Raw genomic sequence first — 26120 nt, 5'->3', positions numbered from 1 at the left:
CATATTGTAAGGAAAAACGATGTCCTTCCATTTTTGCAAAATATGGAAGAGGGAGCTCCAATTGGAGCTGTACGATCAAGGCTTGGTTACATCACAAATGTACATGAGAAAAAAAATAAAACTTACAGGAAGCAGGTAGAAATAAACCTTGATGGCAGCGTACATATTTCAAAACAAAACAAGAAACGTAAGGCTGGAGTATTCGTGGGCAGCGTTGAAGAGAAAGACGTTATTGAAGTCAGGTTTGTTCATACATATGCCATGACAGTTGATGATGAATTTAGCTCGGAAAGAACCTTAAGAGACATACATGCCAGCGGGTATAAAAAAGCATATTCGATTCTAGATAAAACATCTTTCTTGCTGTCAGATCTAGCCGTACTGCACTCTGTTGTACAGGATCAGGAACCGGGGAAGGGAGGCAAGTTTCATAAGTATATTGATGATTTAAAAAGTATTCGCATGTTGCATTCATCCATAATGTCACCAGAGGTGTTGAGCTTTACCCCGGTCATGGTTTCCTGTCAAAAATTAAAGGGGATAAGAAACGTCAATATTTGAAAGATGGCCATGTTAAGTTCACAACTCAGGCTATCCCTGTTTCTGAATGTGATGGTGCCTGTTTTGCGGGGGCACTTTTTGAATGGATAAGACACTCTGAGCTTGGTCTAAACCCTGTATTATTTAATAGAAATTTTTGTAGTGATGGAGTTTTTGGACTCAATAGAAGAAGCCGGTTTTACCAAGTGAAAATTAAGAGGTTAGGAATTGATGATCAAAGAAAGCATGATGCAGTTGTGATACTTGATCCGGACTCAGGTGAGGTGCTAATTATTGAAGCACTGCCTGAGCATAATATGAAGTACGATGACAATGGGGTTCTCGTTGCAAAGGAGGAAAAGGAAGTCGATCTTCTTGAGATGTCCAAATTACCCCTGCAGGAATTTGCTCTGGATCAGTTGAGAATGAAAGCAGCTCAGGCGGTTGCTGTTCATCAGAGAGAGAAAGAAATTACCAGAAGTATGGAACACCTGAAGCCTCATTTATCCCCCCCTTTATTAGCTGTGACTCAACAGGCTGCCAGACCCAAATCAGGGGATTTTAGCGCACGATTACGTACGCAAAGTGCTAGAAGACCAGGCCTGACCAAATCGGTAGTTTTTGATGATGACAGAAGACTTTTGGGTTCCCGTGCGAGCGGAGGATCTTTTGATCAAGGCCTGAATATGCTTCAGCAAGAAATTGATAAATTAATGACGCTTGCTGAACAAGAGAAATAGGGGGAATGCTAAGAATGACTTGGGATATCAGAACAATTGGAATCTGAAGCAGACGCTATGCGCCTGCCACTTCTAACCACAACACTTCTTATATTTCTTACCGCTGCCACAGGGGCAGGGATCGTTTCGCCCAATATTGCTGGATCTTACCGGGATAGAAGGATCAACAAAAAACCAGCGGCCGCTTTCAACAACGAATTTTGAGCGTTCACGGTGTTCCTGAACTGCTTCAACAGGAGGCAGCTGGAACCTGGCCAGAAATTCAACTTCGCCATTGTTATCATCGGCTTGACCAGCCATAGTGTCCAGAATTTCGAGACTGAGCCACTGAGTACGTTCAGCCCACTCCGTCATTTCTTCACGGTTTAATCCCGCCTGTTGTTTTGACCAGGTGGTGTCGTGGAGATAATCGATCAGGCCCAGCGACCAGGCGGTATAGCGGGAGCGCATCAGCTGCTCAGCAGATTGGGCTGTGTCTTTACCCTGATGCAACAGGCCACAGCAGTTATCGTAAGTGTTTGCAGAGCCACAGGGGCAAGTATTTTGAGTCGTCATGTTTAGAATGATACCAGAAGCTGGTTCCAGGTAAGGCTCTGGATGTATAGTCCGTTTGAGAAAGAGCAGGATGTAACAGAAAAAATGGCAGTCGTATTGAATATTTTAAGGGTGATAACACTTCTTTTCTGGGGGACGGTTCTGTCGACATTTTTCCTGTCATGGTCCCAGCCTCTGGGTGAAATAGTCTCTATTGTTGGTGGCTGTATTCTTTTGGCCCATTCTTTGGAAGCTATTTTGTTTCGCAAGCGGTTGCTGCAAATCGGAACCTATACCGCAAAGGATGCTGCGCTGATTCTGGTGTTTGGCGTTTTCCATGTGGCAGGTCGATATCTGGAAGCAACCGAAGGCACTTCAAAGTAATGTGAGTACAACTTACTGCATATCCATACAGTACAGGTATAATAACTTTCTTACTTTGATCAAACGGTAGCGGAACACTTCATGTCCCAGGTGGCACCTGCCCTGCGCCAGACAATTCAGAAAGCATACAGCCAGTTTCTGCAAAAGCGAGAGCTGAAACCTCGTTATGGCCAGAAGGTGATGATTGCCGAGATTGCCAAGACTATCGGCACCATAGATATGGACGATGATGGTAAACGGACTTCAGATCCGGCTGTCTGCGTGATCGAAGCAGGAACGGGTACAGGTAAAACAGTTGGTTATACGCTGGCGGGTATACCTCTGGCCAAGGACTCTGAGAAAACCCTGGTTATTTCTACGGCAACGGTTGCTTTGCAGGAACAGATCCTGAATAAGGATCTGCCCGATATACGCCATAACAGCGGCCTGGATTTTACTGTGGCTCTTGCCAAGGGACGCCGTCGTTATATCTGTGTTCAAAAACTGGATACTCTTCTGCAGAGCCAGAATGCCAGCGCTGCCACCATGGCCCTGTTCGCTGAAGAAGGGTTCAAGATAGATTTAGATGAAAGCGCCACTCTTCTTTACGAAAATATGATTACCCGATTGGCATCCGGTTCCTGGGATGGTGATCGGGATAGCTGGGCAGACAGTATCGAAGATGATGAGTGGTTTCAGCTCACCTCAACTCATGCCCAGTGTACAGGACCTCGCTGTCCACATTTCAGTGGTTGTCCATTTTATCGGGCACGGGCGAGTCTGGATAAGGTCGATGTCATTATCACCAACCATGACCTGGTACTGTCTGATTTAATGCTGGGAGGAGGGGCCATTCTTCCTGCGCCAAAAGAGTGCCTCTATGTTTTTGATGAAGGGCACCACCTGCCGGACAAAGCAATCAGCCATTTTTCCCATGAAACCCGTTTAAACGACACCGCTCGCTGGCTTGAGCAGTCGGGCAAGCAACTTGGACGAATACTTGGTTCCCATGCACTGCCCGGAAAGATAGGTGAATGGTTCGAACAGCTTGAAGGCCGGTTTCGTGAGTTAAAGGAAGAGCAGACTTCCATGCGCGAAGCTCTGCTTTCAATCGCCGATTTCAACAGCTCCAGCGAGTCAGAGAATGGTCGGACTCTGGTTTACCGTTTACCTAACGGTGTTGTGCCGGATGAACTGATGGAAATGGCTGGACGTATGAAGGCCGGGTTCAGTGTGGCTGTTGATCTGGCGGATCGTGTTGTCGGTGAGCTGAAGAGTGCACTGGATGGTGATGTGTCAGGTGTTGATCGACTTCAGGCAGAACAGATTCTTCCTGTGATTGGCTCACTGCTTTTACGGCTCCAGAGTAATCATGAACTCTGGATGAGCTGGAGTAAGCCTGACCCGGAGAGTGTTCCGCCTTCTGCACGCTGGATTGAGCTGGCAGATAATAATGGCTATCAGGATCTGAAAGTCGCCAGCAGCCTGATTCTGGCTGGTGGGCTGTTGCGCGAATATCTGTGGAATCATGCCTGGGGTGCTGTTGTGACCTCGGCAACTCTTACCGCTCTGGGGCACTTTGATCGTTATCGCATGCGCGCCGGGATTCCTGTGGAAGCTCGCTGTGAGGTTGTACCCAGCCCCTTTCATCACGCTGATGCCGGGGTATTAAAGATCCCCCAGATGAAAACCGATCCGGGCCAGGCTGATAAACATACGGATGAGTTGATTGACAGCCTGCCGGGTATGTTTTCCAAAACAGCAGGAACACTGGTTCTTTTCTCATCACGGCGCCAGATGAAGGATGTCTTTTTTGGTCTGGACCGGGATGAACGCAAGCTGGTCATGATGCAGGATGACTATTCCAAAAAGGAACTGCTGCGTCTGCACCGGGAAAAAATTGATGAAGGCGATGTCAGCGTTATCTTTGGTCTTGCCAGCCTTGCGGAAGGTATCGATTTGCCAGGCAAGTACTGTGAACATGTTGTCATTGCCAAGATCCCCTTTGCTGTGCCCGATGACCCGGTTGAAGCTTCTCTGGCTGAGTGGGTGGAAGCCAGGGGAGGAAATCCCTTTATGGAAATTTCTGTCCCGGATGCAGCCATACGCCTGGTGCAGGCCAGCGGCCGTTTGCTGCGAACCGAGCAGGATAAGGGGCTGATCACTATTCTTGATCGTCGGCTTCTGACAAGACGTTACGGGCAGGCGCTTTTAGATTCGCTTCCGCCCTATCAGAGGCAAATCAGCTAACAGATGAAGTCGTTCGGGTCGCAGATGGTTATAACTTGCCTGTTACTTTCAGAGGGGTATCTTAATCAAGTCTGGAAGTATAAGCCTGATTCGATGAAACAGTATTGATAACGGCCAGGTTAGTTAATACGGAACTGGTACGTTACATTCATGGTCAATATGCTCAGAGATATTGCTATCTCAGTACATAAAAGTACCCAGATAGTTGCTTTCATATATTCTGATGGCGTCTTTTCCCACCCTTGCGACGTTACGACGCTGGTCACGTAGCTATGGCTACGCTCTTGGCGTTTTGCCTTGAAGGGTGAAAAAAACCATTTGCCATAACATATGAAAGCAACTGTCTGGGTACTTAATTCTCTAAAAATAATTCGCTTGAGCGGTATACAAAAGGATCATTGTAGATGAAAAGATTAGCTTTTAATGGCTATGACCATAGCTACAGCCGCAGCAGTTCTGACCCTCGTAGACCTCAGGGTGCCAACCACGCTGGGTCAGACTATCAACCAAGTTACTTCGGTTATTCGCAGTCCAGTCAGATAGGGCATGGATACCATGGGCAATTTCACGTTAGTAGAATGCCAGAACTGTTGAGGTCTTGCCATGAGCGTAGGGTTGTCCATAGCCCGCAAGCCCGCTATATCCAGTCGCAGGTTTTTAATGAGCAGCATGAAATTTGTAAGCCTGCGCCTGTGGCAGATTCGTCAAGTGTTCCACTTGGAGAGAGCATAAAGGCTGCTGACTCAAACTCTGGCTTTCAGAATAAGGCACCGGGCCCAGAATTACCCTTTGAGTCTCCCAAGTTGATTGTTATGACTATAGATGACAGTCCGGAAGCTGAAGTAGATAAACGTCATTCTTCATCAAACAAGGATCTTAAGAAAACCTGCAATAAACGTCTCCAAAAATGGAAAGAATCTTTTAAAGAAAAATATTCAAAAATACGATCCGATTCCAAAATAATGAAAGATAAGCTTAAAAAGGCGGACTTAAAAATAAAAAAATTAAACAAAAAATTGGAAGGTTCCGCTGAAACCAATAAGCGTCACCGAAAGACTCACAAAGTTTTAGAATTAAAAATTTACGATTTGAAAAAAGATTTATACGAAAAGCGCGATCAGATTTTGCATTTGGAACAGGCTCTAAGCGATAAAGATAAACAGGTATCTGACTTGGAAAAAAAAATAACGAAACGTAAGGAAAGTGATAAAATTTCTGAACAGGTAAAAAAGAACAAATGGATTGAGCAAAGTTTACACACTCAAATATTTGCAATTAAACAGCAAGGAGCATGCTCTGTTGTAGACAGTGCGTCCTCCATCTCAACAAAACAAATATTTGAAGTTAAGCAAAGTGACATTGAAGGAGCAGGTCAGGGTTTGTTTGCCAAAAAATTCATTCCCTCCTGTACGTGCCTTGGAGAGTATTATGGAGAGCAAGTCTTTCGCATGATACTTTCAGATGGTCGATATATTATTTGGAGAGAAGGCGAGGCTGGAGACGAATTTGTGTCTGATGATACTTATGTCTTTTGGCTTTGGGGTGACGAAGCTATGCGGAAAATTGGCTATTCAGATTCACTAAGGAATGAATTAAGGCTGAGTAAAGTTTACAAAGGCATTGATGCTGCAAGAGAAGCGGGGCATGCTGCACCCACTCCTTTGGCAATGGCCAATCACAGTAAGAATCCAAATGTTAACTATCTTATTTGTAATGATGATAAACCAATGTTTTTTGCTACAAAAGATATCAATGTCGGTGATGAAATTACTTGGGATTATGATGACACAGAAGACCACATCGACTTTGACTACAAAAAAACACGTATTGTCAAAAAACCAGATGATTATGTCAAAATTGTTGATGGGTGTGTTGTTCCACGTAAAAAGCCTGGTCTTTGATTTGAATAATAAGCCACACAGTAATGATGTGAGGCTTAACTCATGAGATTAACAAGAAAACCAAGGTTCCTCCGGTTTATTACGCAAGTGATAAGGCTGAGCAACCCGTTGGCTTCCAGCAAGAGGGAGCTGAGGAAGAGCCTGAATTTGTTTTTTCTGTTCGCTATAAAGATCATCATCAGAGTATTTTTTATTTCCTGATGCGCTGACAAGAAAAATGAAAACTGGGTGGTCGGGGAGTCTGGTTATTACGCTGGCATATTGATGTGCGTGATTCACTCTGGCAGCAATTATTTCAGCAGTAAATGGTTTTTTCCCTAGATCAACAGCGACAGCATTTACAAATTTTAACCCCAACGCCTGATAATGATCTAAAAGATGTCCCATGCACCCTTGAGATAAAGCTAAACAATGCTGAATATTGATTGTGACCGGATCCGTTTCCACTGAGCTATTGATCATGTATAAACCAGATACAATGCCATTAAGTGCCGATTCAGGTATTGCTGCCCTGATGGCTTCAGGAAGTAAAACCTGGCAAATAACTGTTAGCTTGCCACGCTTGGGTTCAGCCAGGCTTTTGTTATCAAATTGAAGAGAGAATCCAACATCGTTCATTGTAAGCTCGCATTTGTTCCCCTGTGTTATATCAACACTTTTCACAATCCGAAAGGTTTTTTCAGCAGAGCCAAGCATTACAACACCTTCAGCACAGCATTTGTCTGCGAAGTTATCCTGGTTGTATTCCTGTGAAGATTCATCCTCCGATTTATGAAGAGGTCGGCGTAAAAGCTCTCCCTGATTAAGCAAAAGGTGCTTTTCTGGGCTTTGCCCAGACAGAGCCAGACTGCTAATGGGAATACACGCTCCAGACACATTTCCAGATATAAGTGGCTGGTAAAAAGTTTTGTGGGCTTCACTACTTATTTCTTCTGCATTCGAATAGGGGGTAATACACCACTCGAAATCTTTACGGTTTACCCCCCTGGAAGTGATGTTTTCAACCTTGTCGTAAAGCTTTTCTCCTTCCAGCCTTTTCTCGATAGAACCCTGAATACCCTTGTCGCAGGCTCGACAAACATCAAAACCAAGAGATAACCCAGCGTTTATTTGAAGACAAGAAACAATGCATCTCCTGCATTTGATATTCTCACCGCAGGGGCAGGACATAGTCTTTATAGAAGGATGATGGCAGGAGGAACAAACCAACCGTTCAGGTACTGCTATTGAGATCATTTTGCCTCCGAGCAGTGCCAGCTGACACACTGTTTCCTTTTTTTTGCCAGGAAGATTGATTGATTGACGGTTTTTTTTCAAACGATGTTTACGGTTTCTTCGACACATGTAGGCCGGTGTGGCGGCACGTGTTTTGTGGTGAATCCTGCTTGGCATGTTAACCTCGTATTTTAACAAAAATTCAATACTCAGGACTTTAGGTGTTTCAGGCACTCTCCAGTGTGTCAGTATTTCTAACAACCTTTGTGAAAGGTTCATTTCTGTTTAGGGAGCCTGCGATGAAAACCCTGGATGTTTATGCCACGATTGATCAGCGAAAAAGCCATTGCCTGCTATTGTCTCCGTGGGCAGGATGCGAATAGCCTGTGACAGGAACAAGCCATGCCAGTTCGAGGTTATTACACCTACGCCAATGATGCTGTGGAAGGCATCAGGGTGGGACGGCTAAACGCCGGAATTAATACCACCTTTGTAGTCTATCGTCTGGGTTCTACGCTGATTGACTGTGGCCCCAGCAATCAATGGGGCTATGTGCGTCCTTTCATCTCAGAAAAACCGGTACGCCAGTTATTAATCACTCACCATCATGAAGATCATAGCGGTAATGCCAGACGCATTTCTGCCCTGACTGGCGTCACACCACTGGCTCCAGAGCAGAGCAAGGGGAAAATGGCGACAGGGTATCGCATTCCACCTGTTCAAAAGGTGGTATGGGGTTCCATGGAGCCAGTTACAACAGAACCCTACCCTGAATTCATAGAGCTGGAAGATGGCAGCCCGGTAATTCCTGTCCATACTCCCGGGCATGCGAAAGATCTTCATGTGTTCTACCTGCCAAGGCAGAAATGGCTGTTCAGTGGTGATCTCTATGTCTCCAAGACCATCAGAATACTTCGGGGAGATGAAAACCTTGAATTATTGATGGACAGTATTCGCCGAGTGCTTGAGCTGGATTTTGATGTGATCTTCTGCCCGCATCGGGGAATTGTGGAATATGCACGAGAGTCCATGGAAGAGAAACTGAAGAATCTGGAAAACCTCTGCTATGAGGCTCAAAGTCTGGCAGAGAAAGGGTTTTCACTGAATCAGGTTACAAGGGAGGTTCTGGGGCGGGAGGAAATGATCAGCTGGATATCGGCTTTTAATCTAAGTAAGAGAAACTTGATCAGGGCAGCCTTATCCGTGAATATGGATGTACCAGATAAGAGCCTTTCTGGAAGTGGATAATGCGGCTAAACAGTCAGCATAAGTTAATAAAAATGATAACAATGTAATCTGGCAGAAAGAATCAAATGGCCCCGGAAATTTGATCCATGGTTTTTTCCTGTAATACAAACATTTTTACGGGAAAGATCATGGTTTCTCAGCCATTTTATTAAGTCCAGTCATCCGATTAACAGGAAAGACAGTCCATGAGCATCCTGGATGAATCAGAAAACCCTTACCTGCTGTTAACCCCCGGACCTTTATCAACCTCTCGGACTGTCCGCCAGGCCATGATGCGTGACTGGTGCACATGGGATGATGATTACAACCGCGACATTGTGGAGACGATACGCTCCCGACTGGTCGAGCTGGCAACCAGCCAGCCGGGGTATACCGCTGTTTTGATGCAGGGCAGCGGTACTGCTTCTGTAGAAGCAACACTTGGCTCCATTATTCCTGATTCAGGTTGTGTTCTGTTTATTACCAATGGGGTTTATGGGCAGCGGATGGTTGAGATTGCCCGGTGTCTGGGTATCAGACATCAGGTTTTGGACTGTGGGGAAACTGGGCAACCAACAGCACAGCAAGTGAGAGATATTCTGGCCAGCGAACCGGCTATTAACCATGTTGCGATGGTTCACTGTGAAACAACAACAGGCATGCTCAACCCTTTGGCAGAAGTTGCTGATGTGGTTAAGCAAAGTGGTTGCCTGTTTATTGTTGATGCCATGAGCAGTTTTGGTGGAATACCGTTCGATATAGCTGAGCTTGGTATCGACTACCTGATCAGTTCAGCCAATAAATGTATCCAGGGCGTACCGGGATTTGGTTTTGTGATTGCAAGACAGAACCATCTGGAAAAGTGCAAGGGTATTGCTCGCTCTCTGGCGCTGGATCTGTACGATCAGTGGCAGTGTATGGAAAAGAATCATGGAAAGTGGCGTTTCACATCACCAACCCATACGGTCAGGGCTTTCTACCAGGCGCTTCAGGAACTGGATGCAGAGGGAGGTGTTGAACACCGTTACCAGCGCTACTGTGATAACCAGAAACTATTGGTTAAAGGTATGGAATCACTAGATTTTTGCTGCCTGTTGCCCCATGAACAGCACTCACCGTTTATAACTTCGTTCTATTCTCCAGTAAGCCCGGATTACAGTTTTGCTGAATTTTACCAGCACTTGAAAAAACTGGGATTTGTCATCTACCCCGGTAAAGTGTCTGATGCAGACTGTTTTCGTATAGGGACGATTGGTGAAGTTTACCCCCGAGATATTGCCCGGCTGATAGAGGCCGTTCATAACAGCATGTACTGGGAGCATAAATAATGGGTATGCGCAGCACTCACGGATACAAAGTTGAAGCGGTGATTCTGGATTGGGCGGGAACTGTCGTGGATTTTGGTTCCTGGGCGCCAACAGCCATTTTTGTGGAGGCTTTTCGGGATGCCTGCGACTTCAAGATAACGTTGAAAGAAGCCAGGGAGCCCATGGGCTTAGGGAAATGGCACCATATTAAAGCGCTGGGAGAACTGCCAGCTGTGGCTTCTCGCTGGATGAATCAGTTTGGCCGTCCCATGGATGATAAAGATGTCGACAGGATCTATAACACGTTCCTTCCTCTGCAGAAGGTCAGGGTTGCTGAATATTCAGATCCTATTCCCGGTTCCTTGGATACAGTGGAATGGTTAAGGCACAGAGGGATTAAAATTGGTTCCTGCTCGGGTTACCCACGAGAGGTTCTGGATGTTCTTGTCGAGGCAGCAGCCCGAAAAGGCTATCGTCCCGATGCCGCTGTAGCTTGCGATGACCTTGCACCTGGAGGCCGGCCTGGCCCATGGATGGCTCTGCAGAATATGATTGACCTTCATACATCCAGTGTGAAGCACTGCATCAAGGTTGATGATTCACTGCCGGGCATATATGAGGGTCTGAATGCCGGAATGTGGACTGTTGGGTTGATGCTTTCAGGCAATGAGACTGGTATGACCCTGAGTCAGTTTAATGAAGCCTCGGAACAGACCAAGGAAAAATGTCGGCGGATTGCCGGGCAGAAGTTCAGGTCAGCGGGCTGTCATTACATTATTGACAGCATCGCTGACCTTCCGGAAGTTATTCAGGATATTGAGAAACAGCTTTAGGTTCTATTCCTCAATAACGGGTTTGGCCTTCATCCAGTCATCAATGATTTCGCGGGCACGATCTGCATCGGCAACATCAACATACAGCCCAAGCAGATCGTGTGCGGGTAACTCACCTATGGCACCCTGCAGATAGGTACCGCCGGTATGACAGTGAATATGGTGACTGATCAGCAGATCCCGCAGGCACTCTGCTTCCATAGGGTCGCGAGGGGAAAAAACCTTAATCATCAGTAAAACATCTCTCTGAAATTGTTCGCCAGAACCTGTGCACGATCCTGCTGGGCTTCAGTAAGAGAACGGCTCACTTTTTCTCTGAGTTGCAGGGCTTCAGCCTTGACTGGTGAATCATCTTCGCTGGCGAGAGTCAGCCAGATCCAGGCGGATATCTGGTTGCTTTCTGTTCCTTCGCCCTTGTGATAAGCACTGCCCAGTCGATATCGAGCCATTGGGTGTCCTTCCCGGGCGGCCTCTGCGTATAGATCAAACGCAATAGTCAGATCCTTGTTGATACCATTCCCTTTCCGGTAAAGATCAGCCAGCTTGCAGGTTGCATCATGGTCGCCGCTGTTGGATTTGCTTTTCAGCTGCGTGATCAGTTCTGGAGTAATCTGAGGCTGCTCAGTCAGGTTGTCTGACCATGCCGTGGATGTAAAAAGTAGTGTTCCCAGGATAGCTGCGAGTCCAATGATTTTGGTGCGAAGATGCTGGACCATAAACTGCCTCAATTAGCTTTATGTTTACTCCAAAATGCAGATGTCCTGTCTGCATTTCCAGCGGCCTGGCGGCGCGCCTATGCTTGCCATGGAAATACCCGGCATTTTCATTGTCGGGGTGGGTACTTCACACTTATGGCTGTTGGTATCCTGAAAATACATTTCCAACCGGTTACAGGTTGAAAAATATGCGCATTTGTTCAGGCTTATTCGTGTTGTGCGTGGGGATTATAACGCTATCTACCTATATTGGGAGGCTCTGCTACAGGTTGTTCTTAATTTTTCTGTAGTCTCCTGTTACAAAGCGGGGTATAAAGACAACGGGTTGATACAGAACTGAAACCTTCTGAGCCATATAATGCGGCTTGGTAATTACAGGCATATATCGACTAGTCCATATGGGTCAATTCAAAGATATACGTCCTTATCGTGATGATGAGGTGGAAGAGGTTGTTAACCGGTTGCTGGGTAATCCTCAGCTTCTGGATGCGCTTGGGCATATTCGGCACAGAGGTGTGCCTTCCTGCCTGCGTGGTCTGCTTCGCCCCTTTGTCGGCATGTATCTTCGCAGACAGCTGAAAGGTGTGAACGATGTTCGCAGCCTGCAGATGTGTATTGCCCCCATGCTGGAAATGGTGATTGCCAAGACCACCGACAATGTCACCTGGTCTGGTCTGGAAAACCTTTCAAGTGATAAGCCCTGCCTTCTCCTGAGCAACCATCGTGACATCGTGATGGACCCTGCTCTGGTGAATTATGTGTTTTATCGTCAGGGGCTTGATACCACCCGTAACGCTATTGGTGACAACCTGCTGGGTCGCCCATATGTTGCGGATCTGATGCGTTTGAATAAAAGCTTTATTGTTCACCGCTCACTCACCGGTCGTAAAGAGAAGCTGATAGCCTTTCAGCGGCTTTCTGCCTATATCACAGATTCCATCACCAATGGTCATAATGTCTGGATGGCGCACCGGGAAGGGCGGGCCAAAGATGGTGATGACCGCACTGATCCCGCCATTCTGAAAATGCTGTTTATGAGCCACAAAAAGGAAGGCCGCAGCTTCTCGGAAATGGTGGAGATGCTGAATATTATTCCCGTCTCAATCTCCTACGAGTATGACCCCTGTGATGCCAGGAAGGCTGAGGAGCTGTTCCAGCGTCAGGACAATGGGGATTACGACAAGGAAGAAGACGAAGATCTGCGCAGCATTATCCGTGGCATTGAAGGCTGGAAAGGCCGGGTGCATGTCAGCTTTGGCAAGCCGGTTGATTCCTCCCTGGATACGCCACAGGCTGTGGTTGAAAATATTGATCAGCAGATGCATCAGCTTTACAAGCTCTGGCCCTCCAACTGGCTGGCTCGTGATATTGCCATGAAGCAGGACAACATGGATCAGTGGAAAAAGAATTTTTCCAGCGAGGATCTTGGTGCTTTGGAAAGTACTTTCAAAGAGCGTCTTGAAAGTTGTGCAGGCAATGCCCGTGACTGGTTCCTGAAGATCTATGCCAATCCGGTTTTCAATAGAAACTGATAATAAAAATGTACAAACTCTGTTTCTTCGTTCCTGAAGCGAATCTGGAATCAGTTAAGCAATCCCTGTTTGCAGCCGGTGCTGGCCGCATCGGTGATTATGACTGCTGTTGCTGGCAGACACTGGGAACTGGCCAGTTTCGTCCATTGGCAGACAGTAACCCCCACCTGGGACAGCATGGTGTAGTGGAAACTGTTTCTGAGTATAAAGTGGAGATGGTTTGTGAGGATCATCTCGTTGATGCGGCAATTACCGCTCTTCGCAACTCACACCCTTACGAAGAACCGGCTTTTGAAGTCTGGATGCTTGATCCTCGCTGCTCATAGAATAGAGTTTGGTATTTGCTAGGTTGACAAGTAATCCTCAATTTCCTCTTCTAAAAACGTTTCTTGGTATTGAAAGCAGTAACAGCAGATGTAGTTCTCTCAATATTTATTGTTCATCCAGAGGCTTATAATCAAAGTCGTGTTTCAATAATTTATTAGCCCAAGGCACCGGAATGCCCCCAAGTCCCTCATTACTTCATCGTTATTATGGTGAACTGAAAAAACTATTGCTTTTATCCCTGCCAATAATGGGGGCTCAGCTGTCAGCCATAGGTATGGGCTTTGTCGATGTCACCATGGCAGGGCACTATTCTTCAACAGATCTTGCTGCGGTTGCTATCGGGGGCAGTATCTGGTTTCCGCTGTTCAACCTGATTCGTGGCGTTTTAATGGCCATGACGCCTATTGTGGCGCAGCTCTATGGAGCCAAAGAATATGACCGGATAGGGCACAAGGCCTTTCAGGGGGTATGGATTGCAGTGATCCTGTCTCTGGTTTCACTTCTTCTCCTCTGGGGCGCAAATCCTCTGATGGAGTGGATGGAAGTCGACGCAGCTATTGCACCTATTGCCCGAGCTTATATTGGCGGTATGGCTTATGGCGCACCGGCCATGTGTATGTATCAGGTAATGACCAGTTACTGTGAGGGTGTGGCAGATACCAAGGCTCCGATGCTGGTTGGGTTTGCAGGTCTCCTGGTCAACATCCCGGCAAACTATGTGCTGATCTACGGCAAGCTGGGCTTGCCTGCCCTTGGGGGAGCTGGCTGCGGTTATGCGACAGCAATCTGCTTTACTCTGATGGCTGTTTTGATGCTGATTTACACCCGCTGCCATCCGGATCATCAAAAAACTTCGCCTCTGAAGAGTGTTGAGAAACCAAAACTTAGTTCCATTGCTGAACATCTGCGACTTGGGCTGCCGGTTGGCATCAGCTTTTTCATTGAGACCTCAATCTTTGCCGTTATCGCACTGGCAATTGGCAGCCTGGGGGCCACGGTTGTTGCCGGGCATCAGATTGCCCTGAATATTTCCAATGTGACTTATGTGATTCCAGTCAGTCTGGGAGCTGGCGTCACCATTCGGATTGGCTATGAAATTGGCGCTGGAAATCCCAAAGATGCATTCTTTGCCAGTATGTCTGGTGTGGTGACGATTCTGATTCTGGCCAGCTTCCTTGTTTTGGGTATTCTGACCTTTGCTCCTGAGCTTGCTTCAATTTATACAACGGAAGTCGCCGTTATTGCACTGGCTGCCGAGCTGTTGATCTTTGCAGCCATGTTCCAGCTGGTGGATGGTGTACAGATTCTCTCAATAGGGGCACTGCGTGGATACAAGGACACCCGTGTTCCCATGTATATGATGATGTTTGCCTGCTGGGTTATTGCCATGCCGCTGGGATATATTCTTGCACTGACGGATATTCTGGTACCAACCATGGGGCCTCATGGCTTCTGGATTGGCCTGGTAACAGCTTTGAGTATTGTCGGGATTCTATCGTTTAACCGGTTACGAATAATTGGTAAACGACATGTCCGTAATTCTGAAAGGACTGCTCAGCATGGAAATGATGACCATCCTGAGCATGCCATAGCCGCCTGATAAATAATCAGTTTGACGACATATCTGGTAGCTATATTAGATTTTACTTATATAAACTCCAGTTGCATGATATCCGTCAATAAATGGCGCTAAATACTCATCTTATGATGTAGGTGATTATCACTATCTCGGAGCGTTTCCAGATGGTTATCACCAAAAAAAAGTCAGTTGATAGAAGAACAACACCAATCAGGCTGTTCATAACGAAAACATCAAGATCGTTATTGAAAGGCACTCTTGCAGGTTTGCTGGCAACAGCTTCATTAGCTGTTGCCAGTACGGCAGACCATAGCGAGTTTAAAGTTCTGCAGGGGACATTCGCCACAGGGCCGGATGTCACCAAAGCCTGTCTGGAATGTCATACCGAAGCGGCTGCCCAGGTTCAGAAGAGTATTCACTGGAACTGGAAGATCGATCCTGCCAAAGACAGCCGTGAACCTGGTAAAGACAATATCATCAACAACTTCTGTATGGCGGTTCGTACCAATGAGGCCCGCTGTACCAGTTGTCATGCCGGCTATGGCTGGAAGGATGATAAGTTCGACTTTACCAAGCAGGAAAATGTGGACTGCCTGGTTTGTCATGATACATCCGGCGAATACAGCAAGTTCCCGACCATGGCCGGACATCCCAACTATACCCCGAAAGAGTGGCCGCCCAAGTCCGGTAAGATCCGCGAGCCGGTTGATCTGGCCAAGGTTGCCCGCAGTGTTGGGGAATCCAGCCGTGATAACTGCGGTTCCTGCCATTTCTACGGTGGTGGCGGTGACAGTGTTAAGCATGGGGATATGGACTCAACCCTGAGCAAACCATCCTTTGGCCTTGATGTTCATATGGATGCTGATGGCCTGAATATGACCTGTCAGGACTGTCATACCACCGTCGACCATATCACTGCCGGCAGTCGTATAACTATGAATGCCCGTGATATGAACGGGATTGATGTGCCTGGCCATGAGTTTGGCGGGCGGGCAACCTGTGAATCCTGTCATGACAGTGATCCTCATAAGGATGGACCTGCACCACTCCTCAATAAGCATGTGGCCAAGGTTGCCTGTCAGACCTGCCATATTCCCGAGTTTGCCCGTGATAAGAAAACCAAGGTGGCCTGGGACTGGTCAACAGCGGGTAAGAGCAAGGAGACTCTGAAGGATGAAGAAGGGAATATCACTTACAGTCCGAAGAAGGGCGACTTTACCTGGCAGAAGAAGGTTCCACCTGAATATGCCTGGTTTAACGGCAAGATGAATTACACCCTGATCGGCGACAAGACTGAAAAGAATGCCGAAGGTGTTGTGGAACTGGTGAAACTGGAAGGCAGTGCTGCTGATTCCGGTTCCCGTATCTGGCCGTTCAAAGTAATGCGCAGTGTGACCCCGCGAGACCCCGAAACTGGTCAGATGATCGTTCCCCACCTGTTTGGTAAGGATGATGCGGCATTCTGGAAATCCTACGACTGGCAGAAAGCGGCTGCAGCCGGGATGAAAGCCGTTGACCAGCCTTTCAGCGGCAAGGTGGAGTTTACCAAGACAACCTATCTGTTCCCGATTACTCATATGGTGGCACCGGCTGATCAGGCGCTGGACTGCGTTGCCTGTCATAACCGTGACAACAGTCGTATGGCTGGAATCGGTGGCATCTACCTGCCGGGACGTGACCACAGTGAGTGGCTGGACAGGATCGGTATGTTGCTGGTGCTGATGTCAATCCTTGCGGGAATCGGCCACGGCCTGCTTCGCTATACACGCAGAACTAAAGGAGGTCAGCTATGAGACAGGAGTTAATCTTCACCCGTTTTGAGCGCTTCTGGCACTGGGCTCAGATGCTGATTATCTTTGCCCTTCTGCTGACCGGCTTTGAAATACACGGCAGCTATCAGCTGGTTGGTTTTAACAAGGCTGTGATGGTGCACAATATCTGTGCATGGAGTCTGCTGACATTATGGGTTCTTGCCATTTTCTGGTCGGCGACAACCGGGCAGTGGAAACACTACCTTCCTACAAGCAACCAGATGGGGGATGTGATCCGGTTTTATCTGTTCGGCATCTTTAATGGTGAGCATCATCCTTACCGGCGCAAGCGTTGGGCCAAACATAACCCGCTGCAGCGGCTCACTTACCTGCTGCTCAAACTGGTATTAATGCCAATGATCTGGGGCAGTGGTCTGTTCTATATGTTTTACAGCGTATGGATGGGGCAGGGGGCGCATCCGGCTTTACCATGGGTGGCCAATATCCATGTAGCCGGTGCCTGGCTGATGCTGACCTTCCTGGTGGCCCATGTCTATATCATTACCACCGGGCCGACGGTTGGTGAGCATATGATGTCGCTGCTGACCGGTTATGGTGAGGTATATGACGATGAAGATGAGAAGAAGCTAGAGAATTAATGTTTCGTCCTTCATGGGGAAATCGTTCTTCTTGCTTCGGTCGGCAAAGTAAAACTCAAGAGTACGCCGAACAGTATGAAAAGCGATCTCCTCCCAGGGGACTTCCTCTTCGGCAAACAGTTTCACTTCCAGACTTTCTTCGCCCGGGCCAAACTCGGGCGCTTCCAGTTGGGCCAGGTAGATCATATAAACCTGACTGATGCGCGGCACACTCAGCACCACATACAGATGCTCCATACAGGTGCGGGCCTGGGCCTCTTCCCAGGTTTCACGACGTGCCGCTTCAAGGGTAGATTCCTCGTTTTCCATAAAACCGGCTGGCAGAGTCCAGAGACCGTGGCGGGGTTCTATGGCCCGGCGGCACAGAAGAATCTTATCTTCAAATACCGGTAGAATTCCGGCAATAATTTTGGGGTTCTGGTAGTGGATTGTGTTGCAGACATTGCAGACATGACGGTGGCGATCATCACCTTCGGGGATTGATAAACTGACTGGCTGTCCGCACTGGCTGCAATATTTCATCCATTTTCCCTCAAATACACTCACTTCAGTGTGCCAGAACGCTCTGTTTTGGCAATAAGAAGAATGTAAAACAGCCATGAGCGGGAAATGCCCACTCCGAAAAATGAAAATGCGGTGAGGTATTTCCATGGTAAAAAGAAGGGAACTCAGTCGCTTAGGGGCTGTCTACCTGTACACCTTCATGTTACATGCCTGGTGGATATGTTACCGAGAGCCCTGGCCCTGTTACTGATTTTCCTGCCGTTTTCCCTTCAGGCCGGGCCTGCCATGTGTATTAATGGTTTCCGGAGCCTGCCTCTGGAAGGGGTGACTGTTGAAGGTCAGAAAACCATGAAAGTCATGGATGAAGGCACTTTCCGCACTCTGTTTTACAAGAATGCCCGTGGTGAAGAAACCATTGGTTCCCGTATCAGCCTGCTGCAGCCGGAAGTTCCCATCCAGGCTGAACATAGGGAGCTTCTGGCATCATTCCTGCTTGCTCCGTCCCATGGACACTCGCTTGTTGTTGGAATGAAAAACATCGGCCTGATTCGTTTTCTTCGCAACTTTACCCCGGCACAGTTTATTGATGTGGTTGATCAGGATACGGCGATGATTACGGTCGCCAGTGAATACTTCGGTGTGCGCTCAGATGACCGTTTGACTGTCAGGCACGATGAGAAACTGGATTATCTGCTTAGTCGTCCACGTGGAATCTATGATGTTGTCTACCTGGATCGGGAAGCAGTATTGCAGGACACATCTGATGTGTTTCGTGACCCAACCATTCTTCGGGGCATTCGTGACCGTCTGAACGAACAGGGAACGCTACTGGTTATGCTGGGGGGGCGGCGCAGCGCACAGAAGGATATTGATCGTATTATCGATGTGTTTCCCCATGTGTTTGTCTGGGAAACACCGGATGCCAGCCATATTATTGTCGCGGCTCTCAAGCACCGCCAGATTGTAAATCCTCTGGTATTGCGCGAGCGTGCCGGTAAGCTGGATCAGAAGATTAATGCAGGTTTTTCCTTCAGCATGTTTGTTGAGCCCATGCTTGCAGGAGAGTACCGGGTTATGGAAATGTAATAAGACAACTATAATTAGCCGTTCCTGCACTGCAAAACTGTCATGATTGGTTGGCAGTATGATGGTTAGGGTATGCAGTCCAATGATAAATATTCACCAAGAAAGATAATCCGGGGCAGGGAAGTGCCCAATACTATGCTGATAAATATTCGCCAACAGTTAAGTTCTCATACTCCCCGCAGATTAGATGTTGAAGCTCCAGAAGCCGCCGTTCTTATTGCCCTGACGCGGCATGAGCGTGACCCTGAAATTGTTTTTACCCGTCGTTGCGGCCACCTGAATACCCATGGTGGCGAAGTCGCTTTTCCTGGTGGTAAGCGAGACCCTGAAGATAAAAGCCTGTTGCAGACTGCTCTCAGAGAATCCCACGAAGAAATTGGACTGCCGACAAGTCAGGTGGATTTCCTGGGCACAACAGGTGATGTGATTTCCAGGTTTGGCATTAAAGTGACGCCTTATGTTGGGGTCATTGATCCTGATGTTGAGCTTGTTGCCAATCCCCATGAGCTTGATCGAATCTTCCGGGTACCAGTCAGTTTCTTTCTTGAATCAGGCAGTGTTCGTACAGACAAACTCAGCTATCGACATATGACTTTTCATGTACCGGCGTGGCAGTTTGGTGAATACCAGATCTGGGGCCTGACAGCGATAATGCTGGTGGAGTTTCTGAATATTTCCCTTGGTGCCAATATACCCCTGGATGTCCCTCAGACGCGGGGTGACCAGGTAGAAAACGGACTGTGGTGCCGACAGGCATAAACATCACTGTAAAGCCATTTGTGCCTCTTGCTCGCAGACAGTTGGCTTCATTCTTTCTTGCTGCATCAGTGTTTCCAGATGCAGCAGACCGTAGGCCTGAGTGAGTGTCTGAACAGCTTCTCCTGATCGGGACAGTCTTAGATGCAGGATGGCATTTAACGCAAGCTGGCCAAGTTCCCAGCCTTGAACATCAATCCTCTCTGAATCTTCAATGATGTTAGATGCAGCTGCAAAAGAACTTGAACGCCCCAGGCCAGCGAGACAGTTTATCAGGATAGGTTTCTTTTCTTTGGTAAATGAATATTCAGCAAGCGCCTTATTGACTTCGTCCACAAGAGCTTCCATATGGTATGGATGTAAACCAGAGCGGTCAGGCCAGTTGGCAAAGTTCATTGATGTGAATGTGTGAAGACACTTCTGACTTGTTTTATCAACAACGTTGAAGGTCTTAAAAAACACATAGTATTTTTGCCTCTCTCCCCAGTCTACGGAATCCCTTTTCACCACTTCCAGAATATAAGAATCAGTTTCATGCCTGTCTTCCAAAAATTGCCACTCAAGAACCGGGTCGTAACTATCGCGTGATGTATCGTTACAAAGAGCCCTTCCATTTGAACTGGTCAAGTCCAGAACTCCTATGATTTGTTCATCAAGAATGGCCGATATGACCAGCTCAAGTTCATCGGGGCGGGGGGCCTGCATAATCATTCCGGCATGTTTACCGTTAATGTAAATATGATTGGTACATAATCGAATGGAGTGGCCGTTTTTCTTATTCAAGACCAACTGAGTGTGACTTAAAGGAATAGTATTTGCGGCACGCTCTTTGACAGATAAATCTCCCTCTTTAAAAGGTTTGGCATATGGGCTCTCTCCCAGCTTTTTGATGTCTTCTTCTGGCAGTTTAAGCCGGTCGTTTGGGGTCAGGCTGATATTCCGTGCTTTTCTCTGTGAGCCAAGGGCCTCCCCCATCAGCGTGGTGATAACCTGGTTGTAGGATCTGTTGAGGCAGCCCTCAATCCCCATTCGAATTTGGATTTCTGACTGTTTGTCTTGCGGTTTTTCTTCTCTCAGTTTCTTAAGTGCAGATCTTCTCATCTCAAATAATCCTTCGATAGACTCTCTGAAGTATTGAGCTGATTCCTTGCTTGCTAATTGAACTGTGTAGTCGCCTACCTGAACGGTTTGTCGTGGGCGATTGGGAGATTCCAGTTGCCCCTTTATCACATAAAGTAATGCTGCATATTCATGCCAGCAATCAATCATATGAATATTGAAGTGGCAACGGATAGATTGCTCAAGCTGAATTAATTCCGGTAAGTGTTCTTTTAGAGCTTTCGTGTTCCGGGAGTCCATCAGATTTATCAGGGATTCATTAATCTGCTCCAGGATAGCATCGAGTGGTTTTTGGTTTTCATCTTGGATAAATCCCAATGAAAACTGTAATAACTGAATCCTTGACTGAAGGTGTTTTTCTTCAGGTCCTTTAGCTATAGCTAGTTTGGCAGTTGACCGATATGGATCAGTGGAAGCAATAGATAATTGTTCAAGAGACCCTGTTCTTTTGGCTTTGGCAAGGTTTTCCTGCGGAAGTGTTAAGTGTGGTTCTATGGTCGCAACATTATGTGCTTTTTGCTTATGAACACAAATGTCCTGTGCCAGCGACGTGCTCGATGAAACTCTTGTAATGCTTGAATGGCCTTCCATGGTTTGTTCTCCTGACAACAGCGTTATGAAAACTCATGCATAATCCTTTGAAGCATTAATAGACAGCACCTGAGAGTGATAGTTCAGAATGCTAGCTGGAGGTATTATCAGACTCGATCAGCCTGTTCATTGTTGTGTATTTACCCACGAATGAAAACTTAATAGTTTGGCGCTGATTTTGAGAGGAGTTAACCTGTTTTACCCTTTCTCGTAGAGGAATATTCATATACTTTCACCCATTCAGGCCAAAGGAGTGAAAGTTGTTATGATTTACCGGTTAGGTGACAGGTGTGTAGATATTCAGGGTGATGACTGGTTTGTGGCGGATAATGCCACGGTGATTGGTTCAGTGATTCTCAAGCAGAATGCCAGTGTCTGGTACAACGCAGTGATTCGTGGTGATAACGATTTCATCACAATCGGGGCTGAAAGTAATGTTCAGGATGGCTCTGTGCTGCATACAGACTCCGGTGTTCCCCTGACTATTGGTAAAGGGGTGACAGTTGGTCATCAGTCTATGCTTCATGGCTGTGAGATTGGAGATTACAGTCTCATTGGGATCAATGCTGTTATTCTGAACGGAGCGAAAATCGGCAAATACTGTCTGATCGGGGCCAATACCCTGATTCCTGAAGGAAAGGTGATTCCAGATGGTTCTCTGGTGATGGGATCTCCGGGCAAGGTCGTCAAGGAGTTGACTGATCAGCAGAAGAAAATGCTTGAGTGGTCCAGTGCACACTATGTGCAGAACTTCAAAAAGTATAAAGAACAGCTCAAAGTTGATGAGCGGTTTCCGAATATTTAGCAGCACGCTTAATCGGTTTGGCATGAAAGGGGCAAATTGCCCCTTTTTCTATTTTACAGCCCAGGCTTTGACAGTTTTCACAACATTATCCCGGGTTTGCAGAATCTCAATTCTGTAATTTCCTATGGCCAAACAGACTCCTGAATCTGGAATCTCTTCCAGATGTTCGGTAATCAAACCGTTCAGGGTTTTTGGTCCTTCCGTAGGCAGTTCCCAATCCAGGGATTTGTTGGTTTCCCGGATGCTGGCAGTGCCATCAATGATATAGGTACCGTCTTTTTGGGGAGTAATGTCCTGGCTGATATCATCAACATCGGTGGTAAAGTCACCGACGATCTCCTCCAGAATATCTTCCAGTGTGACTAGACCTATAACATCGCCATATTCATCAACAACAAACGCTGAACGCAGCTTCTGTTTCTGAAAGTTGACCATCTGTGTATGCAGTGGGGTGATTTCCGGAACAAAGTACGGGTCAGCTGTCTCGTTAAGCAGGGCGGCTTTGTTGATTTCTTCAAGGCTCAGCAACTTGGCAACGTTACGCATATGCAGGATGCCAATAATATTGTTTACATCACCCTTGTAGACGGGGAGACGGGTATGCTGGGCTGTACGCAGTTGGTCCAGGATATCTTCAATATCCTCTTCAATATCAATACCGATAATTTCGTTCCGGGGAATCATAATGTCATCAACCGTGACATTCTCCAGATCAAGAATATTGGTAAGCATACTTTTGTGCCGGGTGGGAATCAGCGAGCCGGCTTCATTCACAACAGTGCGCAGCTCTTCCTGACTCAACTGGTCGGCACCAGTATGGTTGGGATCAACGCCAAACATTTTCAACAGAGCGTTTGATATCGTATTGGCGACAACAACAAAAGGGTAAAGCACTTTCAGAAGAGGCCGCAGAATCACAGAAGCAGGAAATGCCACCCGCTCAGGGTGCAGTGCAGCCAGTGTTTTCGGAGTCACTTCGCCAAAGATAAGAACCAGAAGAGTCAGGCCAAATGTGGCGATAGCAATACCGCTGTTACCCCAGATACGCATGGCAACGATGGTGGCAATGGCGGAAGCCAGAATATTCACGAAGTTATTGCCGATCAGGATAACCCCGATCAGGCGATCCGGGCGCTCCAGCAATTTACTGGTGCGTATAGCACCCTTATGGCCGCTACGGGCCTGGTGGCGTAGCCGGTAGCGGTTGAGAGCCATCATTCCAGTTTCGGAACTGGAAAAGAAAGCAGAAAGAAACAGTAGAAAAACCAGTACGCCCAGCAGTATGCCGATGGGTGCTTCGTTCAAGGTGATACGCTCTCAGTTAATAACCAGATCGATAATAAAACGGCTGCCGAAATAGGCCAGCATCAATAAAAGAAATCCGCTGAGTGTCCAACGAATCGCTGTTCGTCCGCGCCAGCCCAGAAGTGACCTTCCAGCCAGTAGTGTGGCAAAAAGAAACCAGGCCATAACACCCAGAATAGTTTTATGGGCTATATGCTGAGCAAACATATCATGTAGATAGAAAAAACCACTACCCAGGGAGAAGGTCAGGAGAATCAATCCTGCCCAAAGAAACTCAAACAGCAGTTTCTCCATGGTCTGCATAGGGGGAAAGGCTTTGATGATGCCAACTGGCAAGTGATCTTTCAGATGCCTTTCCTGGTAAGAGAGAAGTAGAGCCTGAAATGCTGCAACGGTCATCACGCTGTAGGACAGGATGGAAACAATAATATGGGCAACCAGTCCGGCCGAATGATTGGTCAGAATAACCGAGGAGGCCGAAAACAGCATATTAGTTGCAATGGCTGCAATAGCCAGGGGAAGAAGACCGAGAAACAGGTTTTCAACAGGTTTTCGCAGGCTGCTGGCAAGTACTATCAATACCACCATGCCCGCACTCAATGAACCTGTGGAGAAAAAGTTCAGGTTAATACCGGCTGGAATATGAATGGCATGATAAACACTCAGACACTGAGCAGTAACGCCACCAAGTGTAAGCAGCTGGACGTATGATCTTGGAATATCCCTTCCTTTAACCCTGAGCCATTGAAGGATGGCGCTGATACTGTAAAGAGTTATGGCAAGGGCACTGGGCACTTCGACTGACATTGGCAAACCTTTTCCGTATTCCGGAAGTTTGGCATAAGCCGTGTCACGGGTGAAGAGCTAGTCGCTAAAATCACACTTAATCGGGTTCTATTACATGAATAAGGTGCTGTTCAAAAAGGCTGTTGATGTATTTTTCAAGATTGCGCAGGCCTGGGTCTTCATTCGAGTGTGTAAAAGCGACGATCTTGCTCCTGTCTTCATCGGGCAGAGCAAAATCAGACAGCCCTTTACCCAGCGATCTGTAGCTTTTCTCCAATCGAGGGATCATGATTCGTTCAACAATCTGCTGCTTGGCCTCAGGGGAAAATCCGGGGAAATGGACGGTTTCCAGACGTGATGCGAGAGCAACCAGGCGGGGCTCTTTGAGGGCGAGAAGATTTATATCCGTGTTTCCGGCCAGAATGATGGAGTCGGGCAGCTGAACTTCGGTTTTCAGGTAGGCGGAATAAAATGAGCGGCAGACTGGATCCAGAAGCTTGAGCATAAAGGCCAGAACTTCTTCAGACTTTTTATCATTGGAAATCAGCAGACGATCAAATTCATCAATAATCAGAACCTGATTCTTATGGTTGATGTCGGCGCTGGAATTAGTATTAGCGAGAATCGCGTCTAACAGTCGTCCTGCTCGTGCGTCCTGGCTCTCAAAGGACGTGCCGATCATATCGTCAATGCTTGCACCCTCAAGAGTGACAACGGCGAGCGTGGTTCCCATTGCCTCGGTTAGTTTTTGGGCTGCATAGGTTTTTCCGGTTCCGGGTGCTCCCTGGAAATAGACCGGATAGTGGCTGGAGGGTTTTGGATCCATTCTCTGGAACATGATTTCTGTCATGGCATACCGACTTAGCCGGTCAACAACTTCCTGGGGAAAGTTGACGAGTGCTTCGGATATCCTTTTGCGACTGTATGTCAGTCTTTTGGTATAAACAGGTAGCCTCAAAGCCTTATCTAAAATTTTTCGAAGACGCGTAAGGCCGTAGGCGCTGGGATTTTGCCAGTAAGAATAAAAGAGTTCATTCTCAATATAGGACTGAGTGCTTGGAGCCAGAAAATTCTTTTTGGAACCGTATTGAATAACCAGGTTTTCCTCGGCCAGAGCCGGTGGAGCGACCGCAAAATAGGCTTGAAGAGATATTGATGCAATAGGAATCAGGGCGAGCATGGTACATGGTGGTATCAAGGATGTGGAAAGAATCTGAACTATCTCAGGCAGTCTGAAAAAAGCATTTTGCAATGTTCTCCAGCTCGCCAGGATTGGTAGTGCAACAATGACGGTGGATATTGAGTAACTGACAGCGTTGTAGAATGGATACTCTCTCATGGCCTTGTTGAGTTCCCTCTCGGCCACTTTGGCATGACTCAAAATCAATTGTTGGATATTTGATTCATTTGGTGGGTTTGAGGAGGTATCGACCATTCGATCAAAAAGGCGCTGGGAGGCCAGATATTCTCTTGTATAGGAAACCTGGTTCTGTTCTGGGCCTATTGCACCGCCACTTTCAGCCAAAGCATGACTTATGCAAAAAGAGAGATAAAAAGTTACGAGTAGTGGAAGCCGTTTAAGAATTTTTTGGGCTGTCATTAGGTATTCCATAAATTGATAGCCCTTCATTTATTAAAGCAAGCGCAAGCAAGTGATGAGAAAAAGACTTTCTCTTTGTTTTAGATGAAGTAGC

General features: G+C 47.1%; 25 protein-coding genes. 16 read left to right on the top strand and 9 right to left on the bottom strand.

The annotated features are described in order from the left end of the window. Together M3P05_RS19080 and M3P05_RS19075 are read left to right on the top strand one after the other, a co-directional pair. The coding region (locus tag M3P05_RS19080; protein ID WP_249701707.1) for a hypothetical protein at nucleotides 1-561 on the top strand (561 nt) is incomplete at its 5' end. Next, a complete protein-coding gene (locus tag M3P05_RS19075) occupies nucleotides 558-1280 on the top strand; it encodes a hypothetical protein (RefSeq protein WP_249701706.1) in 723 nt (240 codons plus the stop codon). The genes M3P05_RS19080 and M3P05_RS19075, both read left to right, overlap by 4 nt. A gap of 72 nt (nucleotides 1281-1352) precedes the next feature. On the opposite strand, the gene M3P05_RS19070 is transcribed toward M3P05_RS19075, so the two are convergent. Next, nucleotides 1353-1835, bottom strand: coding sequence for a YchJ family protein (locus M3P05_RS19070; RefSeq protein ID WP_249701705.1), 483 nt, complete (start codon nucleotides 1833-1835; stop codon nucleotides 1353-1355). Between the two features lie 42 nt (nucleotides 1836-1877). On the opposite strand from M3P05_RS19070, the gene M3P05_RS19065 reads away from it, so the two are divergent. The 3 genes from M3P05_RS19065 (at nucleotide 1878) to M3P05_RS19055 (ending at nucleotide 6328) form a co-directional block, all read left to right on the top strand. Then, on the top strand, nucleotides 1878-2198 hold the full coding sequence (locus M3P05_RS19065) for a DUF1145 domain-containing protein (protein WP_249701704.1): 321 nt from the start codon (nucleotides 1878-1880) through the stop codon (nucleotides 2196-2198). 81 nt (nucleotides 2199-2279) lie between these two features. After that, entirely contained in the window at nucleotides 2280-4427 is a 2148-nt protein-coding gene (dinG, locus tag M3P05_RS19060) for an ATP-dependent DNA helicase DinG (RefSeq protein WP_249701703.1), read from the top strand. 404 nt (nucleotides 4428-4831) lie between these two features. Next, the gene (locus tag M3P05_RS19055) at nucleotides 4832-6328 is read left to right on the top strand and encodes an SET domain-containing protein-lysine N-methyltransferase (RefSeq protein WP_249701702.1); all 1497 of its coding nucleotides are present in this window, start codon (nucleotides 4832-4834) and stop codon (nucleotides 6326-6328) included. 48 nt (nucleotides 6329-6376) lie between these two features. Here M3P05_RS19055 and M3P05_RS19050 read toward each other — a convergent pair whose 3' ends face one another. Next, nucleotides 6377-7777, bottom strand: coding sequence for a hypothetical protein (locus tag M3P05_RS19050; protein WP_249701700.1), 1401 nt, complete (start codon nucleotides 7775-7777; stop codon nucleotides 6377-6379). Nucleotides 7778-7945: 168 nt separating this feature from the next. On the opposite strand from M3P05_RS19050, the gene M3P05_RS19045 reads away from it, so the two are divergent. The 3 genes from M3P05_RS19045 (at nucleotide 7946) to phnX (ending at nucleotide 10910) form a co-directional block, all read left to right on the top strand. After that, entirely contained in the window at nucleotides 7946-8791 is an 846-nt protein-coding gene (locus M3P05_RS19045; protein WP_249701699.1) for an MBL fold metallo-hydrolase, read from the top strand. Nucleotides 8792-8976: 185 nt separating this feature from the next. Then, nucleotides 8977-10098 carry a 2-aminoethylphosphonate--pyruvate transaminase gene (gene phnW / locus M3P05_RS19040; RefSeq protein ID WP_249701698.1) on the top strand — a complete coding sequence of 374 codons (1122 nt, stop codon included), beginning with the start codon at nucleotides 8977-8979 and terminating at the stop codon, nucleotides 10096-10098. Beyond that, nucleotides 10098-10910 (top strand): phosphonoacetaldehyde hydrolase, encoded by an 813-nt coding sequence (phnX, locus tag M3P05_RS19035; protein WP_249701697.1) that lies wholly within the window; start codon nucleotides 10098-10100, stop codon nucleotides 10908-10910. Before phnW ends, phnX begins: the two co-directional genes overlap by 1 nt. Before the next feature lie 3 nt (nucleotides 10911-10913). Here the strand turns inward: phnX and M3P05_RS19030 are convergent, their stop codons facing one another. Further along, nucleotides 10914-11141: a putative signal transducing protein gene (locus tag M3P05_RS19030; protein WP_249701696.1), complete on the bottom strand. Its 228-nt coding sequence runs from the start codon at nucleotides 11139-11141 to the stop codon at nucleotides 10914-10916. Beyond that, on the bottom strand, nucleotides 11141-11626 hold the full coding sequence (locus M3P05_RS19025) for a tetratricopeptide repeat protein (protein ID WP_249701695.1): 486 nt from the start codon (nucleotides 11624-11626) through the stop codon (nucleotides 11141-11143). The genes M3P05_RS19030 and M3P05_RS19025 overlap by 1 nt, the downstream gene beginning before the upstream one ends. Nucleotides 11627-12024: 398 nt before the next feature. Between M3P05_RS19025 and M3P05_RS19020 the strand changes: the two genes are divergently transcribed. From M3P05_RS19020 to M3P05_RS19000, 5 genes are all read left to right on the top strand, one after another. Next, nucleotides 12025-13158, top strand: coding sequence for a 1-acyl-sn-glycerol-3-phosphate acyltransferase (locus M3P05_RS19020; protein WP_249701694.1), 1134 nt, complete (start codon nucleotides 12025-12027; stop codon nucleotides 13156-13158). An 8-nt stretch (nucleotides 13159-13166) separates the two neighbouring features. Next, a complete protein-coding gene (locus tag M3P05_RS19015) occupies nucleotides 13167-13484 on the top strand; it encodes a Nif3-like dinuclear metal center hexameric protein (RefSeq protein ID WP_249701693.1) in 318 nt (105 codons plus the stop codon). Between the two features lie 173 nt (nucleotides 13485-13657). Continuing rightward, nucleotides 13658-15085, top strand: a complete 1428-nt coding sequence (locus M3P05_RS19010; RefSeq protein ID WP_249701692.1) for an MATE family efflux transporter — start codon at nucleotides 13658-13660, stop codon at nucleotides 15083-15085. Between the two features lie 143 nt (nucleotides 15086-15228). Then, nucleotides 15229-16857 carry a tetrathionate reductase family octaheme c-type cytochrome gene (locus M3P05_RS19005; protein ID WP_249701691.1) on the top strand — a complete coding sequence of 543 codons (1629 nt, stop codon included), beginning with the start codon at nucleotides 15229-15231 and terminating at the stop codon, nucleotides 16855-16857. Continuing rightward, nucleotides 16854-17474, top strand: a complete 621-nt coding sequence (locus tag M3P05_RS19000; protein WP_249701690.1) for a cytochrome b/b6 domain-containing protein — start codon at nucleotides 16854-16856, stop codon at nucleotides 17472-17474. Before M3P05_RS19005 ends, M3P05_RS19000 begins: the two co-directional genes overlap by 4 nt. Here the strand turns inward: M3P05_RS19000 and M3P05_RS18995 are convergent. Then, nucleotides 17463-17996, bottom strand: coding sequence for an NUDIX hydrolase (locus M3P05_RS18995; protein ID WP_249701689.1), 534 nt, complete (start codon nucleotides 17994-17996; stop codon nucleotides 17463-17465). The genes M3P05_RS19000 and M3P05_RS18995 overlap by 12 nt on opposite strands. A gap of 195 nt (nucleotides 17997-18191) precedes the next feature. On the opposite strand from M3P05_RS18995, the gene M3P05_RS18990 reads away from it, so the two are divergent. Both M3P05_RS18990 and M3P05_RS18985 read left to right on the top strand, forming a co-directional pair. Further along, on the top strand, nucleotides 18192-19064 hold the full coding sequence (locus M3P05_RS18990; protein WP_249701688.1) for a polyamine aminopropyltransferase: 873 nt from the start codon (nucleotides 18192-18194) through the stop codon (nucleotides 19062-19064). A 72-nt stretch (nucleotides 19065-19136) separates the two neighbouring features. Then, entirely contained in the window at nucleotides 19137-19823 is a 687-nt protein-coding gene (locus M3P05_RS18985) for an NUDIX hydrolase (protein ID WP_249701687.1), read from the top strand. A 3-nt stretch (nucleotides 19824-19826) separates the two neighbouring features. Here M3P05_RS18985 and M3P05_RS18980 read toward each other — a convergent pair whose 3' ends face one another. After that, a complete protein-coding gene (locus tag M3P05_RS18980) occupies nucleotides 19827-21530 on the bottom strand; it encodes a protein-tyrosine phosphatase family protein (protein ID WP_249701686.1) in 1704 nt (567 codons plus the stop codon). A gap of 265 nt (nucleotides 21531-21795) precedes the next feature. Here M3P05_RS18980 and M3P05_RS18975 point away from each other — a divergent pair, with 265 nt between their 5' ends. Next, nucleotides 21796-22335 carry a gamma carbonic anhydrase family protein gene (locus M3P05_RS18975; RefSeq protein WP_249701685.1) on the top strand — a complete coding sequence of 180 codons (540 nt, stop codon included), beginning with the start codon at nucleotides 21796-21798 and terminating at the stop codon, nucleotides 22333-22335. A gap of 48 nt (nucleotides 22336-22383) precedes the next feature. Here the strand turns inward: M3P05_RS18975 and M3P05_RS18970 are convergent, their stop codons facing one another. The 3 genes from M3P05_RS18970 to M3P05_RS18960 all read right to left on the bottom strand — a co-directional run bounded on the left by M3P05_RS18970 (nucleotide 22384) and on the right by M3P05_RS18960 (nucleotide 26026). Beyond that, the gene (locus M3P05_RS18970) at nucleotides 22384-23640 is read right to left on the bottom strand and encodes an HlyC/CorC family transporter (protein WP_249701684.1); all 1257 of its coding nucleotides are present in this window, start codon (nucleotides 23638-23640) and stop codon (nucleotides 22384-22386) included. A 12-nt stretch (nucleotides 23641-23652) separates the two neighbouring features. Beyond that, a complete protein-coding gene (locus M3P05_RS18965; protein ID WP_249701682.1) occupies nucleotides 23653-24447 on the bottom strand; it encodes a cytochrome C assembly family protein in 795 nt (264 codons plus the stop codon). A gap of 76 nt (nucleotides 24448-24523) precedes the next feature. After that, nucleotides 24524-26026, bottom strand: a complete 1503-nt coding sequence (locus tag M3P05_RS18960) for an AAA family ATPase (protein ID WP_249701681.1) — start codon at nucleotides 26024-26026, stop codon at nucleotides 24524-24526. Nucleotides 26027-26120 lie beyond the last annotated feature (94 nt).

This window comes from Parendozoicomonas callyspongiae (genome assembly GCF_023502345.1).
GTDB classification, from domain to species: Bacteria; Pseudomonadota; Gammaproteobacteria; order Pseudomonadales; family Endozoicomonadaceae; genus Sansalvadorimonas; species Sansalvadorimonas callyspongiae.
The sequence above is the reverse complement of the archived record's forward strand: the minus strand, read 5'-3'. Positions and strand labels throughout refer to the sequence as shown.